This is a genomic window from Steroidobacter gossypii, from assembly GCF_016801985.1.
Lineage (GTDB): Bacteria > Pseudomonadota > Gammaproteobacteria > Steroidobacterales > Steroidobacteraceae > Steroidobacter > Steroidobacter gossypii.
This window is the reverse complement of sequence record NZ_JAEVLS010000002.1, coordinates 847,184-863,017: the sequence shown is the minus strand read 5'-3', so window position 1 is coordinate 863,017 and position 15,834 is coordinate 847,184. Positions and strand designations below refer to the sequence as shown.

Annotated in this window: 15 protein-coding genes; 5 read left to right on the top strand and 10 right to left on the bottom strand. The window is 62.2% G+C overall.

Annotated features, from left to right (window positions below; translation table 11 throughout):
* Window positions 1-52: 52 nt before the first annotated feature.
* Both JM946_RS10995 and JM946_RS10990 read left to right on the top strand, forming a co-directional pair.
* Complete coding sequence (locus JM946_RS10995) at window positions 53-877, top strand: SDR family oxidoreductase (protein WP_203167331.1); 825 nt, start codon at window positions 53-55, stop codon at window positions 875-877.
* 203 nt (window positions 878-1,080) lie between these two features.
* Window positions 1,081-1,962, top strand: coding sequence for an AraC family transcriptional regulator (locus JM946_RS10990; RefSeq protein ID WP_203167330.1), 882 nt, complete (start codon window positions 1,081-1,083; stop codon window positions 1,960-1,962).
* Window positions 1,963-1,984: 22 nt separating this feature from the next.
* On the opposite strand, the gene JM946_RS10985 is transcribed toward JM946_RS10990, so the two are convergent.
* A complete protein-coding gene (locus tag JM946_RS10985) occupies window positions 1,985-2,482 on the bottom strand; it encodes a TspO/MBR family protein (RefSeq protein ID WP_203167329.1) in 498 nt (165 codons plus the stop codon).
* A gap of 95 nt (window positions 2,483-2,577) precedes the next feature.
* Between JM946_RS10985 and JM946_RS10980 the strand changes: the two genes are divergently transcribed.
* Entirely contained in the window at window positions 2,578-3,105 is a 528-nt protein-coding gene (locus JM946_RS10980) for a DUF1003 domain-containing protein (protein ID WP_203167328.1), read from the top strand.
* Window positions 3,106-3,107: 2 nt separating this feature from the next.
* On the opposite strand, the gene JM946_RS10975 is transcribed toward JM946_RS10980, so the two are convergent.
* Window positions 3,108-3,734: an alpha-ketoglutarate-dependent dioxygenase AlkB family protein gene (locus JM946_RS10975; RefSeq protein WP_203167327.1), complete on the bottom strand. Its 627-nt coding sequence runs from the start codon at window positions 3,732-3,734 to the stop codon at window positions 3,108-3,110.
* A 37-nt stretch (window positions 3,735-3,771) separates the two neighbouring features.
* Window positions 3,772-4,689 (bottom strand): LysR substrate-binding domain-containing protein, encoded by a 918-nt coding sequence (locus JM946_RS10970; RefSeq protein WP_203167326.1) that lies wholly within the window; start codon window positions 4,687-4,689, stop codon window positions 3,772-3,774.
* A 78-nt stretch (window positions 4,690-4,767) separates the two neighbouring features.
* On the opposite strand from JM946_RS10970, the gene JM946_RS10965 reads away from it, so the two are divergent.
* Window positions 4,768-5,598 carry an aminotransferase class IV family protein gene (locus JM946_RS10965; protein ID WP_203167325.1) on the top strand — a complete coding sequence of 277 codons (831 nt, stop codon included), beginning with the start codon at window positions 4,768-4,770 and terminating at the stop codon, window positions 5,596-5,598.
* Between the two features lie 20 nt (window positions 5,599-5,618).
* Here JM946_RS10965 and JM946_RS10960 read toward each other — a convergent pair whose 3' ends face one another.
* The 7 genes from JM946_RS10960 to prpB all read right to left on the bottom strand — a co-directional run bounded on the left by JM946_RS10960 (window position 5,619) and on the right by prpB (window position 13,694).
* A complete protein-coding gene (locus JM946_RS10960; protein ID WP_203167324.1) occupies window positions 5,619-5,876 on the bottom strand; it encodes a hypothetical protein in 258 nt (85 codons plus the stop codon).
* An 86-nt stretch (window positions 5,877-5,962) separates the two neighbouring features.
* Window positions 5,963-7,177 carry an FG-GAP repeat domain-containing protein gene (locus tag JM946_RS10955; RefSeq protein WP_203167323.1) on the bottom strand — a complete coding sequence of 405 codons (1,215 nt, stop codon included), beginning with the start codon at window positions 7,175-7,177 and terminating at the stop codon, window positions 5,963-5,965.
* 2 nt (window positions 7,178-7,179) lie between these two features.
* On the bottom strand, window positions 7,180-7,746 hold the full coding sequence (locus JM946_RS10950; protein WP_203167322.1) for a GNAT family N-acetyltransferase: 567 nt from the start codon (window positions 7,744-7,746) through the stop codon (window positions 7,180-7,182).
* Between the two features lie 78 nt (window positions 7,747-7,824).
* Window positions 7,825-9,009: a 2-methylaconitate cis-trans isomerase PrpF gene (prpF, locus tag JM946_RS10945; protein ID WP_203167321.1), complete on the bottom strand. Its 1,185-nt coding sequence runs from the start codon at window positions 9,007-9,009 to the stop codon at window positions 7,825-7,827.
* Window positions 9,010-9,011: 2 nt separating this feature from the next.
* A complete protein-coding gene (gene acnD / locus JM946_RS10940) occupies window positions 9,012-11,606 on the bottom strand; it encodes a Fe/S-dependent 2-methylisocitrate dehydratase AcnD (RefSeq protein WP_218042747.1) in 2,595 nt (864 codons plus the stop codon).
* 2 nt (window positions 11,607-11,608) lie between these two features.
* Window positions 11,609-12,781 carry a bifunctional 2-methylcitrate synthase/citrate synthase gene (prpC, locus tag JM946_RS10935; protein ID WP_203167320.1) on the bottom strand — a complete coding sequence of 391 codons (1,173 nt, stop codon included), beginning with the start codon at window positions 12,779-12,781 and terminating at the stop codon, window positions 11,609-11,611.
* A gap of 34 nt (window positions 12,782-12,815) precedes the next feature.
* Entirely contained in the window at window positions 12,816-13,694 is an 879-nt protein-coding gene (gene prpB / locus JM946_RS10930; protein WP_203167319.1) for a methylisocitrate lyase, read from the bottom strand.
* Between the two features lie 214 nt (window positions 13,695-13,908).
* On the opposite strand from prpB, the gene prpR reads away from it, so the two are divergent.
* Complete coding sequence (gene prpR / locus JM946_RS10925; RefSeq protein ID WP_203167318.1) at window positions 13,909-15,834, top strand: propionate catabolism operon regulatory protein PrpR; 1,926 nt, start codon at window positions 13,909-13,911, stop codon at window positions 15,832-15,834.

The following is a 15,834-nucleotide window of genomic DNA, read 5'->3' as shown; positions in this document are numbered from 1 at the left end:
TAGCTCGTCCCAGACGCCGCAGCTACTGTTTCGGTCACCAAGGAGAAACGATATGACCTCAACAGTGCTCATCACCGGCTGCTCGTCTGGCTTCGGGCTGGCCACCGCCAAACTGTTCCTGGCCCGCGGCTGGAACGTCATCGCGACCATGCGCTCGCCGCAGCCCCATCTATTCGACCCGAACGACCGCCTGCTGGTGACGGCCCTGGATGTGACAAATGCAACCAGCATCGCTACCACGATCCCGCAAGGCATCGCGCGTTTCGGGCGAATCGACGTGATGGTGAACAACGCCGGCATCGGCTTGTTCGGCGCGGCCGAGGCCACGCCTGACGAGGTGGTTCGCCAGGCGTTCGAAACGAATACTTTCGGCATGATCGCGACCAGCCGAGCCATCATTCCTCACATGCGTGAGCGCGGTTCGGGCACGATCGTCAATGTGACTTCGAGCGTCGGCATCGCACCGATGCCATTGGTAGCCGCTTACACCGCCAGCAAGTATGCGATCGAAGGCTTCTCGGAATCCCTCGCCTATGAGCTCGGCTTATTCGGCATCCGCGTGAAGATCGTCCAGCCGGGCTTCGCGCCGACGACCAATTTCTCGAGCAAGTCCGGCGGGAACATCAGCGAGCAACTGCCCGCGGCCTACGCCGAGTTCGCCGGTCGCTATTTCAAGTCGATGCAGGAGTACCCGACTGCTTACACCGGCGAAGATGATGTCGCCAACGCCGTCTACGCCGCCGCCGCCAGCAACGACACCAAGCTTCGGTACCCTGCCGGGGCGGACAGCATGATGCTCGCGGAACTTCGTCGGTCGTTGCCCGAGCAAGCGTTCATGGCTCGCGTTCGAGCCATGACGGGCGGCGAATCTTCATGACTTCTGTAGCCACACGTCCGGGTGTCGACGTTTCCGCGGAAAGCAATTGATTCTCATCTATGGAGGGCTGTCCCTCGCGTTCTAAACCTTCGGCGCAGGAGCCTGCGGATGCTTTGGCCAAACGACTGCACTTCCGCAAGATCGGCCGGGCGCGGGCGCCGCTGGCTCGACAAACTAAGCAGGTGCCACGAGAATCCGATGAAATGACGACGGCGACCGAGCGATATCACGAGAGGCTGAGGCGCGTGCTGGAGTACATCGACCAGCATGCCGACCAGGCGCTCAACCTGGAAACGTTGAGCCGTATCGCGGCCTTTTCGAAATTTCATTTTCATCGGCAGTTCACCGCCGTCATGGGTTTGTCACTGCATCGTTATATTCAGCTCGTTCGCATGAAGCGAGCGTCCTGGAGGCTGGCGTTCCGCGAGGGGCAGACGGTCATCGACATCGCGATGGGTGCGGGTTACGAGACGCCTGACGCTTTCACCCGCGCGTTCCGACAGCAGTTCGGACAGACGCCCACCGCGTTTCGCAAGGAACCCGACTGGGATTCGTGGCTCGAAGCGTTCACTCCTTATGACCACGCCAGGGCCCAGCTTATGAAGACTTCCTATACAGCCAACGATGTGACTATCGTCCAGGTGCCGACGACACCGGTCGCGGTGATGACGCATCGTGGCGATCCGGCGCGGCTGGGTCACACGATCCAACGCTTCATCGCATGGAGAAAATCGGTCGGGCTACATCCGCGGGCCAGCGCAACCTTCAACGTATTTCATAGCGATCCAAGGTCAACGCCGCCGGACGAGTTTCGGATGGACCTATGTGCAGCAACGGACCAGATCGTCGCGCCCAACGATGCGGGTGTGGAGGGCGGACTGATTCCCGGCGGTCGCTGCGCGCGTTTGCGAGTGATCGGCTCGAGCGACGATTTGGAAGCGCCCGCGCTTTATCTCTATCGAGACTGGCTGCCGGCCAGCGGCGAAGAGACGCGAGACTTTCCGATGTACTGCGAACGCGTTCGGTTCTTCCCCGACGTGCCAGAGCACGAAGCCATCACCGATCTGTTTTTGCCCTTACGTTGAGCGCACGGCATGACAATCGTCGCTAGCCGCCGAGCAACTGAGGATTCAGTTGCCATACCGAGTAGTTGAGCGCGGCGGCGAAGCTCACCCAAAGCAGATAGGGAATCAGCAATGCGCCGGCCAGCGGCCGAATCCGCCAGAAGGCGATGAGGGTCGCAACAATCAGTAGCCACAGCAGCAGGATGTCCACGAAGGCCGGCCCACCGAGGCGCCACGCAAAGAACAGCCAGCTCCATAAAGCGTTGAGAGCCAGTTGAACCAGGAACACGGTAAACGCCGTGCGCGCGTAGCGAAATCCGCCCTCACGCCAGACGAGCCACGCGGCAACGGCCATCGAGGCGTATAGAAACGTCCAGACAGGGCCGAAGACAGAAGCCGGAGGCGCCCAAAAGGGGCGCTCGAGAGACAGGTAGAAAGACCCGGCTCGAACCGAAGCCACCGAGCCAATCGCCGCAGCGGCGAAACAGATCGCGAGCCACACAAGGAAGCCGACGACTTGCTGTTGTTTTGAGAGGGCCATTCACACGTCCCGCGCTTGTATCGCACTACAACGTGCTGGCAGCGCGCCGGTTGCACGATCCGGAACTGAATCAGTTCGCACGCGTTCGCGTGCCTATGGAGCAGACCTTCACCAAGCCGCCCGAAGGGCCGAGTGTCGTTGCAAGGAATATCGAGGCCCTGCTGCAAAGGCAGAACCGGGAACAAGAAAGGCGTACGTTGCAGCAGCGGATCGCTGACGCAATCACCGGCGCCGCGGGAAGCCTGCCGTTCGTCTATGTACACCTGGCGATCGTGCTGGCATGGGTCCTGATCAACGTCGGCTGGACACCGTTGAAACCGTTCGACCCCACCTTCGTGCTGCTGGCGACGGCAGCTTCGGTGGAAGCGATCTTTCTGAGCACGTTCGTGCTGGTCACGCAAAACAGAATGCAGCGAGAAGCGGATCGTCGCGCGAATCTCGATCTGCAGATCAGTTTGCTGACGGAACATGAGTTGACGCGCGTCATACAACTGGTAGACGCCGTCGCCGCGAAGGTGGGCGCCCAAGTGCCCATTCCGGAACTGGACGAATTACAGCGGGACGTCTCACCAGAACAGGTGCTCGATGCGATCGACGACGCGTCGACGCGCGGCTCTGAATAGCTTCAGGAGCCGGGTGTAGCGAGGATTCGCCGGAAGGTCAGATTCACTCGCGCCCCGCAGGGCAGACTCAACTTGCTGATCCCGTGCTTCCAGTGATGCTGAGTGGCGCCCTTCATCAGCAGCAGGCTGCCGTGGTCCAGTGGCAAATGGACGGGCTTCAGCTCTTTTCTGGATTTATGTTTGAGGATCAACGTGCGCTGTTCGCCGAGACTCACCGATGCGATGATCGGATTTCTGCCGAGCTCCGGCTCATCGTCGCTGTGCATGCCCATGCTGTCGCGGTGATCCCGATAGTAATTCAACAGCACGCTGTTGAATGGAGCTTCCGCCAATGATTCGACGCGACTACGCAGCGTTGCCAGCAATTCCGTCCACGGCAAGGGCTCGAGCGACAGCCCCGAGTACCCGTAACTCGCCCCCTCATCTCCAAACCACGCCGTCAGCCGAGGTTGCTGGTACTCCTTGCCCCACAGGTTGATGACGTCGGTGCGCCAAGGGACCTGCTCGATGAGCGCCCGAAGAACGACGTCCGGATCCTCTCCCCACTCCACGCGAGACGCGTAGTAGATCTCGGCGTCTGGTATGTCGAGACGCTCCAATCCGCCGCCTGCGAATAGGTCTGGCGTCATCTTTCAATTGCAACGTAATGATCCACGCACGTTGCCATCATGCGCGCGCGATCTCTTCCAGTATCCATTGCCGGAAGGCGGCCACGCGCGGGTCGTCGGCGCTGCTGGTTGGATACACCAGGTGATAGGCATAGCCCGGCGCCGGCGTCAGCTCGATATCGAACAGCTTTACCAATCGTCCTTGCGCCCGATCGCCGGCGATCATCGCCAGCTCCACCAGGCCGACGGCGTTGCCATCCAAGATGGCTTGTACGACGTGACTGGAATCGGCGAAACCCACACATCGGCTGTCGTCGAACTCTGTGATGCCGGCCGCGTTCATCCACATGCGCCAATTGGGCCAGACGATGTCGTTCACCGTGCAATCCACGTAGCACAGCGTGTGTTGAAACAAATCGCGTGGCTCACGCAGGGGCGGGCCATTGGCGAGCAGCGCCGGGCTGCAGACGGGCGCGACCACGGCGTCGAACAACCGATGGGAGCGTGTCTCCGGATATTTGCCGGGGCCGAAGCGAATCGCCACGTCGATGTCGTCCGCATCGAAGTCGCGAACCTGATCTGTCACATCCAACGTCAGCTCCTGACCCGGACACGCAGCCCTGAATCGGGGCAATCGCGGCAACAGCCAGTGAGTGGCGAGCCTTGCTCCCAGGCTCAGCCGCAGTTGATTCGATTCGCGAGCGGCGATGCGTCGCGCGCGACCGGCAGCCCGCTGCAACGTTCCCAATGCTTCGGTAGTCGCTTCTAACAGCACAGCGCCGGCAGGCGTCAATTGGATGCTACGGCTGGTGCGAGCAAACAGCACGATGCCCAGCTGATCCTCGATCTCTTTGATCTGATAGCTGACGGCCGCCGGCGTCAGTCCCACCTCGTCGGCAGCGCGGGTGAAATTCAAGTGCCGCGCGGCCGCTTCGAAAGTTCGCAGCGCCCGCGTGCCCGGCAGAGTTCGCGTCATCGATCTTCAAGCCAAATTTGTCGATGCGTCGAAAACTACTCGTTTCTCAACGCCCGGGCAAATCCCTAGGATGCCGCCATGACTACCGCATCCAACGCTTTTGTCGCCCAACTCAACGGTCGCACGGCCACCGCCGCCGATCTGGCGCCGCTCGCCTTCGCAGGTTTCGCTCACTTCACTGCCATGCAAGTGCGCGGTGGACGCATACGAGGCCTCGATCTCCACTTGCAACGGCTGCGTACGGCGTCAGCGGAGCTGTTCGGGCACGCGATACCGGACGATCGGCTGCTCGCGCATCTGAGAACGGCGCTTCAGGCTGGACCATTGGATGTGTCGTTGACGGCGACCATGTACTCACGAGCGGGCGAGTTCACTTCGGCGGACACGGGCAGCGAGCCCGACGTGCTGATCCGCACCGGGCCTGCAGCGTCCGGCCCGAAAGGTCCGCTCGCGCTCGCCGTGTTCGAACACGAGCGGATGCTCCCTCACATCAAGCATGTCGGCGAAATAGCCAAAACCTACTTGATGCGCAAAGCCGTCGAGCAAGGTTTCGACGACGCCGCTTTCGCGGACCGACACGGCCGACTGAGCGAGGCCTCCATCTGGAATATGGCCTTCTGGGATGGCGAGTCGGTGATCTGGCCGGCGGCCGCGATGCTGACCGGCACAACAATGAGCATCGTGCGCCGGCAACTGCATGGCCTCGGAATTCCTCAGCGCACGCAGGAAATTTCGCTCAAGAACGTGCCGCAGCTTCGCGGCGCGGTGGTCATGAACTCGTGGACACCCGGCGTTCCAGTGCGGAAGGTAGGATCGGTGGAATTGCCCGAGGCGACGGAGTTCGTTGCCTTACTTCACCGCGCTTATGAAGCAGAGCCGCTGGTGGAACTGTCTGTCCGAGATCTTTGAATGGGGGACGGCGCGGGAAGCTACTTATCGGACTGCGCCGCCTTCTTGGCTTCTTTCGCGCCCTCTTTCACGGCCTGGCCGAATTCCTTCGCTGCTTCGCCGACCGCCTTGCCAACTTTCTTCGCGCCCTGACCCACTTCGCGGGCTGCGCTACCCACGGCATGACCCACCTCGCGCGCGCCTTCCTTCAGGGTGCCTTCCTCGGCGAATACCGGCGCGGCCACGCCAGCCAGCGCCAAAAGCATGGCGACACGAAGCAGATGGATGGACACTTTCATGGTCTCTCGCCGAGCAAAACCAGGATGGAACACATGTACCCGCCCCACCCGGGTTTGTCCATAGGCTGGTCCCGGATCTATCCCGATTACTTGCGCAACAACAGTCGCGCCTGCGTGCCCCAGCCGCCGATGAAAACATCGTCTTTGCCGTCGCCGTTCAGGTCGCCCACCGCCATGCTCCAGCTGCGGCCCACCACGGTCCGCGGCATCACCTCGGCCGTGACATCTTTGAAATAGCCCTTGCCATCGTTGGCATACGCGCGAGCCTGCAGCGGGTTGAAGCCGGGCACTTCGATGGCGCCGACGATCAGGTCGGGATGTTTGTCATCGTTGAAGTCGACCACGATGCCGCCCCAGGCGGAGAAATCATTGGCGGGCAGTCGCTTCGCGGACTCGTCGATGAAACGGCCGCGACCGTCATTGACCAGCAAGCGGGCTTGCGGATCGCGCTCACGCTGACCGGCATTGCTGGTGAGATTGAGAAACAGAATGTCAGGCTTACCATCGTTGGTCGCGTCGAAGACGTGAACTTCGCGCGTATGTAGCGGAACCGAGAGCACCATACGACCCGACGCATCGGTGAAGCGCCCTCGCCCGTCGTTCAGGAGCAATCGATTCGGCGGCACTTCGTTGGCCACCACCATGTCCAGGTCGCCATCGTCGTCGAGATCGGCGAGCGCGATGTCCTGGGTAGCATCGTTGACGTGAGGTAGATGGGTCCGGGTCGCGTCGATGAAATATCCCGGCTTGGCTGGATCGCTCAGCCACAGAAAGTTGCGAGCGCCCTTCCCGGAGTTTCCCAGCGCGATGTCCGAAAAGCGGTCGCCGTTCACATCGCCGATGGCGAAGCCGTTGCCCTCGCTGCGCGCGGGCAAGCGGTCGCTCACGTCCGTGAATCCGCCTTTGCCGTCGCCGAAAAACAATTGGTGAATCTGGTCGTCCTCGGCGATGAACATCACATCGGCGATGCCGTCCCGGTTGAAGTCGGCGCTCAGTACATGCTCGGTGTCGTGCGCCACCTTGCCGAAAACTCCCTGTCGCCAGGTGAGCCTGGCCTTGCCATCATTGATGTAGAGCCGATTCACATCGCCTTCCACAGCCAGGATCACGTCGAGATCGCCATCCTGGTCGACATCGACGAATGCAGCGTCGAGTGCGTGCAACTCGGGTGCGCTCGGCACATGGGTGGCTGTTGCATCCACGAACACGGACGAAGTCGAAGCCGATGCGCTGCCCAGAACAGCAAGCCCGACGATGCCTGCTGCCCTGGCGAAATGAGCCGCCTTTGGATGCTGGCGCATGCTTACTCCTTTACTGAGCCACTATTGAGCCCGAACCGACGCTTCGTCATGGGTACAAACGTAATATGCAGGCCACCCGGCAAGGGGTGATCGAGGCTCTGGTCGCCCACATAACCACAAGCTTCATACAAACGCTTGCCGGGCAACGTCGCCATCAGCGCGAATTCAGTGAAGCCCGCGCGAGCGGCCTCCGACTCGCATCGATCGAGCAGCATACGGCCGAGACCTCGCCGCGCATGGCGAGCATCGATGAAAAATGCCCGGATGCGCGCGGCTTCGGTCGCAGGATCCAACCAGGAGTCATCGCGCACTTCTCGGGTGTCGCTGCCGAACAGCGTCTTGCGCCGGCTCCAGCCACCGCAGCCGACAATCTCTCCCGAGCCGGTCTCGATCACGAAATAGGTCTGGTCGCGAATCAGCTGGGTATCGACGCCGAATGCGCCGAGCAGCGCGGCGTCGATCTGCGCAGGAGTGTAGTCAGCCGCGCCCAGCTCTCGAATGGAGCGCGCAATCAGGTCACGAAGGATGGGCTCGTCGGCGGCAGTCGCCAGCCGTAGTCGATAGTCCACGCTTAAGCTTGCCTCATCGAACGGACATCCGCGATGTCCGACACCGATGCTAGCAAACTCAGCTCGTCCTGGGGCCGGTCACACTCCGGGCACTCTCACCCAGCCTTCCATGAGCACCCGGGCGCTGCGGCTCATGATGGCTTTGGTGACGGTCCATTCCCCATCGACGCGAGCCGCTTCGGCGCCCACGCGCAACGTGCCGGACGGATGACCGAAGCGAACCGTGTTGCGCTCCCCGCCGCCGGCGGCGAGGTTCACGAGCGTGCCGGGAATCGCAGCTGCCGTTCCGATGGCGACCGCAGCCGTGCCCATCATCGCGTGATGCAGCTTGCCCATCGACAGTGCGCGCACCAGCAGATCGATATCGCCCGCCTGCACGTGCTTGCCGCTGGAGGAAACATAGCTGGCAGGCGGCGCGACGAAAGCGACCTTGGGAGTGTGCTGGCGCTTCGCAGCCTCTTCCAGCGTCTTGATCAACCCCATGCGAATCGCACCGTGCGCGCGAATGTTTTCGAACATCGCGAGCGCTTTGCCGTCGCCATTGATGGCTTCCTGCAGTTCAGTGCCCGTATAACCGATCGCATCGGCGTTCACGAAAATGGTCGGGATGCCGGCGTTGATCAGGGTCGCTGTCAGCGTGCCGAGGCCCGGCACCTCCAGATCGTCGATCAGGTTGCCGGTAGGAAACATCGCGCCGCCCGCGCCTTCTTCGTCGGCGGCCGGATTGATGAATTCCAGCTGCACTTCGGCGGCGGGGAACGTCACCCCGTCCAGCTCGAAATCGCCCGTCTCCTGCACCGCGCCGTCAGTCATCGGCACGTGTGCAATGATGGTCTTGCCGATGTTCGCCTGCCAGATGCGCACGGTGGCTGTGCCGTTCTTGGGAATGCGGCTCGGATCGAGCAACCCGTTGCTGATGGCGAACGGTCCCACAGCCGCCGATAGATTGCCGCAGTTGCCGCTCCAGTCGATGAAGGGTTTGTCGATGGACACCTGGCCGAAGAGATAATCGACATCGTGGTCCTGCTTGGCGCTCTTGGACAAGATCACCGTCTTGCTCGTGCTCGACGTAGCGCCTCCCATGCCATCAATCTGTTTGCCATACGGATCGGGGCTGCCGATCACACGCTGAAGCAACGCGTCGCGCGCCGCGCCCGGTGTCCGAGCCGCCGCAGGCAGATCCTGCAGCCGGAAGAAAACACCCTTGCTGGTCCCGCCGCGCATGTAGGTGGCGGGGATTTTGATCTGCGGTGCGTGGGCCATGATCAAGCAACCTTCGCGGATTCCAGGAAGTCCTGCGCGAATCTCTGCAGTACGCCGCCGGCTTCATAAATCGACACTTCTTCCGCGGTATCGAGACGGCACGTCACGGCCACCTCGACCCGCTCGCCATTGCGACGGTGAATGACCAACGTCAGATCTGCGCGCGGCTTGCGCTCACCGACGACATCGTACGTCTCGGTGCCATCGATGCTCAGCGTCTTGCGATTCACGCCCGGTTTGAATTCCAGCGGCAGCACGCCCATGCCAATCAGGTTGGTGCGATGGATGCGCTCGAAGCCTTCGGCCACGATCGCCTCGACGCCGGCGAGACGCACGCCTTTCGCCGCCCAATCCCTCGACGAGCCCTGACCGTAGTCGGCGCCCGCGATGATGATCAGCGGCTGCTTGCGCTCCATGTAGGTTTCGATGGCTTCCCACATGCGCATGACCTTTCCATCCGGCTCGAGCCGAGTCAGCGAGCCCTTCTTCACCTGCCCATCCACCACCGCCATTTCATTGACCAGCTGCGGGTTGGCGAACGTCGCGCGCTGTGCGGTCAGGTGATCGCCTCGATGAGTTGCGTAGGAGTTGAAGTCCTCCTCCGGCAACCCCATCTTGGCGAGATACTCACCCGCGGCGCTGTTCGGAAGAATGGCGTTGGACGGCGAGAGATGATCGGTCGTGATGTTATCGGGCAGCACCGCGAGCGGCCTCATGCCCTTCAAGGTGCGCTCACCGGCCAACGCGCCTTCCCAATACGGCGGGCGACGAATGTAGGTGCTCTGCGGCCGCCAGTTGTACAGCGGGCTGATTCGCACGGAGCTCGCCGCACTCGGCGCAAACATCGGCTCGTAGACCTTGCGGAAGTGCTCGGGCTTGACGCTCTTCGCGACGATGGCGTCGATCTCCTGGTCGCTCGGCCAGATGTCTTTCAGCGTGACCGGCGTGCCGTTCTTGTCCACGCCAAGCACATCCTTTTCGATATCGAACCGAATGGTGCCGGCGATGGCATAGGCCACCACCAGCGGCGGCGACGCGAGGAACGCCTGCTTGGCGTACGGATGAATGCGGCCGTCGAAATTGCGATTGCCCGACAGCACGGCGGTCGCGTACAGATCGCGATCGATGATCTCCTGCTGAATCTTCGGATCGAGGGCGCCCGACATGCCATTGCAGGTGGTGCACGCGAACGCCACGATGCCGAAGCCGAGTTGTTCCAGCTCGGGCAGCAGCTGCGCGTCTTCCAGATACAACTGCACGGCCTTCGAGCCTGGCGCGAGCGATGACTTCACCCAGGGCTTGCGAGTGAGACCACGAGCGTTGGCATTGCGCGCCAGCAGGCCGGCGGCAATGACATTCCGTGGATTGCTGGTGTTGGTGCAGCTGGTGATCGCGGCGATGATGACCGCGCCGTCCGGCATCTGGCCGGGAACTTCCTCCCATTGAGCGGCGATGCCGCGTTTCGCCAGATCGGACGTCGGCAGTCGCTTGTGAGGATTCGAGGGGCCCGCCATGTTGCGAACGACCGAAGACAGGTCGAACTTGAGTACGCGCTCGTACTCGGCCGTCTTCATGCTGTCCGCCCAAAGGCCGGTGTGCTTCGCGTACGTCTCGACCAATTTCACCTGCTGCTCGGAGCGGCCGGTGAGCTTGAGGTAATCGATCGTCTGCTGGTCGATATAGAACATCGCCGCAGTGGCGCCGAATTCCGGCGTCATGTTGGAAATGGTGGCCCGATCGCCCAGCGTCAGCGCCGCCGCGCCTTCGCCGAAGAACTCGATGTAAGCGCCGACCACCTTCTCCTTACGCAGGTACTCGGTCAGCGCCAACACGATGTCGGTGGCCGTGATGCCCGCACCCGGCTTGCCGGTCAGCTCCACGCCGACGATGTCCGGCAAGCGCATCCACGATGCTCGGCCGAGCATGACGCTCTCGGCTTCGAGACCGCCGACGCCGATGGCGATCACACCGAGCGCATCGACGTGTGGCGTGTGACTATCCGTTCCCACCAGCGTGTCCGGAAACGCGACGCCATCCACCGCGTGGATCACTGGCGACATGCGCTCCAGATTGATCTGATGCATGATGCCGTTGCCCGGCGGAATCACGTCCACGTTCCGGAACGCCAGCTTGGTCCAGTTGATGAAATGGAATCGATCGTCGTTGCGACGATCTTCCACCGCCCGGTTTTTGGCGAACGCATCCTTGTCGTAGCCGCCGTACTCGACCGCCAGGGAATGGTCCACGATCAGCTGCGTCGGCACGACGGGATTGATCTGCGCCGGATCTCCGCCCTTGTCCGCAATTGCATCCCGCAGGCCGGCGAGGTCGACCAGCGCCGTCTGACCCAGAATGTCGTGACAGACCACGCGAGCCGGAAACCATGGGAAATCCAGGTCGCGCCGACGCTCGATGAGCTGCCGCAATGACGCGGTGAGCGTCGCTGGATCGCAGCGACGCACCAGGTTCTCGGCATGCACACGCGAGGTGTACGGCAACTTGGCGTAGGCCCCGGGCTGGATCGCATCGACGGCTCCGCGCGCGTCGAAATAATCCAGCTCGGTGCCGGGCAGGCGTTTGCGGTGGGCGGTGTTCATGATTACTTGCGTTGTTCGATCGGCACGAACTTCAGATCTTCGGGGCCGGTGTAGTTGGCGCTCGGGCGGATGATTTTACCGTCAATGCGCTGCTCGATGATGTGCGCGCTCCAGCCGGACGTGCGAGCGATCACGAACAGCGGCGTGAACATGGCGGTGGGCACGCCCATGACGTGATAGCTGACCGCGCTGAACCAGTCGAGATTGGGGAACATCTTCTTGATCTCCCACATCACCGATTCCAGGCGCTCGGCGATGTCGAACATCTTGGTGTTGCCCGCCTCCCGCGACAGATCCAGCGCCACCTGCTTGATCACTTTGTTGCGCGGATCGGAGATGGTGTAGACCGGGTGCCCGAAGCCGATGACCACTTCCTTACGCTCGACGCGAGCGCGGATGTCGGCCTCTGCTTCGGCCGGCGTGTCGTAGCGCTTCTGGATTTCGAACGCCACCTCATTGGCACCGCCGTGCTTCGGACCACGCAGCGCGCCGATGCCCCCGCAGATCGCCGAGTACATGTCGGAGCCGGTGCCCGCAACCACGCGGGATGTAAACGTCGACGCATTGAACTCGTGCTCGGCGTACAGAATCAGCGAGGTGTGCATGGCCTTGACCCACGAGCGCGGCGGCTTCTGCTGATGCAATAGGTGCAGGAAGTGACCGCCGATCGAATCCTCGTCCGAGTCGGTTTCGATGCGCTTGCCGTTGTGCGAGTAGTGATACCAGTACAGCAGCATGGAACCGAGCGACGCCATCAGTTTGTCGGCGATGTCACGGGCGCCGGCATGATTGTGATCGTCCTTCTCCGGCATCACGCAGCCGAGCACGGACACGCCCGTGCGCATCACGTCCATCGGATGCGCCGACGGCGGCAGCTGTTCGAGCGCGGTCTTCACAGCAGCGGGCAAGCCACGAAGCGCCTTCAACTTGGTCTTGTACGCCTTCAGCTCGGCGATGGTCGGCAGTTTGCCGTGCACCAGGAGGTGGGCGATCTCTTCGAATTCGCATTGAGCGGCAACGTCCAGGATGTCATAGCCGCGATAGTGCAGATCGTTGCCGCTGCGACCGACCGTGCAAAGCGCGGTGTTGCCGGCCACGGTGCCGGAGAGCGCCACCGACTTCTTGGGTTTGAAACCGGCTTGGGCGGAGCTGGACTGGGCGGGAGCGTCGGTCATGGGGGTCTCCTGGTCGTTTGATACTGCGCTGAGGTTATTTCTTCGCTTTGAACAGCGCGTCGAGATGCTGCTCGTAGGCGTGATAGCCGATGCGCTCATACAATTCTTCGCGGGTCTGCATCGTGTCCACCACATTGCGCTGGTGGCCATCGCGACGGATCGCGGTATAAACATTCTCCGCGGCCTTGTTCATGGCGCGGAATGCACTCAGCGGATACAGCACCATCGCCACACCCGCTTCGTTCAGCTCGGGCACGGAGAACAGCGGCGTCTTGCCGAACTCGGTGATGTTCGCCAGCACCGGCACTTTCACCGCATCGACGAAGCGCTTGTACGTGGCGATGTCATAGGCAGCTTCGGCGAAGATGGCATCGGCGCCCGCTTCGACACATTTGATGGAGCGCTCGATGGCCGCTTCGATGCCGTGCACGGCGATGGCGTCGGTGCGCGCGATCAAGTAGAAATCCGGATCGGTCTTGGCGTCAGCGGCGGCTTTCACTCGATCCACCATCTCTTCGGTGGACACCAGTTCCTTGCCGGGTCGATGACCGCAGCGCTTGGCGCCGACCTGGTCTTCGATGTGACAGCCGGCGGCGCCGAACTTGATCAGGCTCTTGATGGTGCGAGCGATATTGAACGCGCTCGGGCCGAAGCCGGTGTCGATGTCGACGATCAGCGGCACATCGCACACGTCGGTGATGCGGCGAATGTCGGTCAGTACGTCGTCGAGGTTGTTGATCCCCAGGTCGGGCATGCCGAGCGAGCCCGCAGCCACGCCCCCGCCGGACAGATAAATCGCGCGATAGCCGGCCCGGTTGGCGAGCAGCGCGTGGTTCGCATTGATCGTGCCCACGATCTGCAACGGCTTCTCGGCCGCCAGCGCCGAGCGGAAATTGGATCCGGCGGATGCCATGGAAGTCTCCTTCGAAGTGCCTGGAAGCGGGGTTGCAGGGTAAGAGCAAGTGTTATGCCGGCGCGGCCGGGCCTGGAGCCCCACACATAACTCCTTGATCTTCGGACGAATCAACCCGGCCAGTTCCATCCAGGCCGGGCTAGCGGTTTCAACACCGAAACATTACAGTTTCACGACTGAAACAGGATGAAACTGCTGTCATGAATGCCCCCCTATGAATGCCCAAGTCGCCCGCCTGAACGACCCGCCACGCATCGTCGCCGTCGGGCTGCATCGGTTGAAGGACCTGTTCCGGGACCTTGCCCCGACCTACGCCCAGGCAGCCCGGGTCGAGGTGCTCGATAGCGGCTTCGAAACCGCCGTCGAGAACATTCGCGAGCTGAGCCGATCGCAACCCGTCGATGTGCTGGTCGCGGCGGGCTCGAACGGCGCCTTCCTTCGCCAACATCTCGATCTGCCGGTCGTGCTCGTGCGCGTCGGCGGCTTCGACATCATGAGCGCGCTCGGCCGGGCACGAAGTATCTCGTCGCGAATCGCACTCGTCACGCATGGCGCCCTCCCCGTCGAGCTCGAGCGCTTCAACGAATTGTTTGGTCTGGGCATCGAACAACGCAGTTACAGAACCACTGACGATGCGAAGAATTGCGTGCTCGAATTGCGCGCGCGGGGCGTCGAAGTCGTGGTCGCACCCGGCCTGGTCGCTGATCTGGCAGAAGCGGCGGGCATGTCGAGCGTGTTTCTTTATTCCGAGGACGCCGTGCGCGAAGCGCTCGACGATGCAGTGGAAATGGCCAGGTTATCGCGCATGGAGGCGGCGAAGCGCGAGCGCTTGAATACCATCCTCGGTCAACTGCGCGACGGCGTCGTCGCGGTCGATATGGATGAACGCATCGAGATACTGAATCCCGCCATGGCGCGGCTGCTAGAACGACCGGCGGTCGATCTCATCGGTCGCAAGCTCAGCGACGTAGCGCCTGAACTGTCGCTCGCGCGAACGCTGCGTGAGCCTCGAGCCGAAATCGATGAATTGCAGAAGCTCGGTTCTCGCGCTGTGCTCACAAGCCGGCTGCCCATCACGGAACAAGGCGCACAGACCGGGGCTGTTCTCACCTGTCAGGATCCCGAGTCCATTCAACGGGTGGACCGCGACTTGCGCGCGCGTCGTCACAAGCCGGCTGCGAACGTTCGCTATCGACTCGGCGACCTGGTCGGCACGAGCCCGGGCATCGTGCACACGCGATCGCTCGCCGCCCAGTACGCGCGCAGCGATGCCACCGTGTTGATCTTCGGCGAAAGCGGCACCGGCAAGGAACTGCTGGCACAAGGCATTCACGCCGCGAGCAAGCGTGCGAATCAACCGTTCATCGCCGTCAACTGCGGCGCATTTCCCGAATCGCTGTTGGAAAGCGAGCTGTTCGGCTACGAAGAAGGCGCATTCACCGGCGCACGCCGCGGCGGTAAGCTCGGCCTGTTCGAAGCTGCGCACACGGGCACGATCTTTCTCGATGAGATCGGTGAGATGCCCGTCCCTCTGCAAACGCGGCTGCTACGTGTGTTACAAGAGAAAGAAATATTGCGCGTCGGCGCGATCGAGCCCACGCGTGTCGACGTTCGCGTCATCGCCGCCACGCATCGCGACCTCAGCGAGCGCATCGCCACGGGCGAATTCCGTCGCGATCTCTACTATCGTTTGAACATCCTGCGCCTGGAGCTGCCAGGGCTTCGCGATCGCCGACAGGATTTGCCGGAGCTGGTCGCGCATCTGGCGCGAAAGATCGCCACGCGCACCGGCATCGATATCTCCAATGACGCGCGGGTGCAGAAGCTGCTGGATGCGGCGCGAACTTACGACTGGCCGGGCAACGTGCGTGAGCTGGAGAATCTGTTGGAGCGCGTGGCCATGCTGGCAAGTCACAGCGATGTGTCACTCGGCGACATGCAGCTTCGGGAGCTCATTCCCGAAATCTCCGGCCCCGCCGACGAATCCACTCTGACCATTTCCGCGCATCGCGCCGGATCCGAACTGGAGCTGATCCGGCGAGTGCTCGACGAATGCGACGGCTCCTACGCCGCCGCCAGCGCCCGGCTGGGCATCAGCCGGACGACGTTATGGCGCAGACTGAAACGAAATGCCGGCTGA

Coding starts and splice junctions, on each gene's coding strand:
- JM946_RS10995 (WP_203167331.1), top strand. CDS start 53: ATGACCTCAACAGTGCTCATCACCGGCTGCTCGTCTGGCTTCGGGCTG.
- JM946_RS10990 (WP_203167330.1), top strand. CDS start 1,081: ATGACGACGGCGACCGAGCGATATCACGAGAGGCTGAGGCGCGTGCTG.
- JM946_RS10985 (WP_203167329.1), bottom strand. CDS start 2,482: ATGGCCCTCTCAAAACAACAGCAAGTCGTCGGCTTCCTTGTGTGGCTC.
- JM946_RS10980 (WP_203167328.1), top strand. CDS start 2,578: ATGGAGCAGACCTTCACCAAGCCGCCCGAAGGGCCGAGTGTCGTTGCA.
- JM946_RS10975 (WP_203167327.1), bottom strand. CDS start 3,734: ATGACGCCAGACCTATTCGCAGGCGGCGGATTGGAGCGTCTCGACATA.
- JM946_RS10970 (WP_203167326.1), bottom strand. CDS start 4,689: ATGACGCGAACTCTGCCGGGCACGCGGGCGCTGCGAACTTTCGAAGCG.
- JM946_RS10965 (WP_203167325.1), top strand. CDS start 4,768: ATGACTACCGCATCCAACGCTTTTGTCGCCCAACTCAACGGTCGCACG.
- JM946_RS10960 (WP_203167324.1), bottom strand. CDS start 5,876: ATGAAAGTGTCCATCCATCTGCTTCGTGTCGCCATGCTTTTGGCGCTG.
- JM946_RS10955 (WP_203167323.1), bottom strand. CDS start 7,177: ATGCGCCAGCATCCAAAGGCGGCTCATTTCGCCAGGGCAGCAGGCATC.
- prpF (WP_203167321.1), bottom strand. CDS start 9,009: ATGGCCCACGCACCGCAGATCAAAATCCCCGCCACCTACATGCGCGGC.
- acnD (WP_218042747.1), bottom strand. CDS start 11,606: ATGAACACCGCCCACCGCAAACGCCTGCCCGGCACCGAGCTGGATTAT.
- prpC (WP_203167320.1), bottom strand. CDS start 12,781: ATGACCGACGCTCCCGCCCAGTCCAGCTCCGCCCAAGCCGGTTTCAAA.
- prpB (WP_203167319.1), bottom strand. CDS start 13,694: ATGGCATCCGCCGGATCCAATTTCCGCTCGGCGCTGGCGGCCGAGAAG.
- prpR (WP_203167318.1), top strand. CDS start 13,909: ATGAATGCCCAAGTCGCCCGCCTGAACGACCCGCCACGCATCGTCGCC.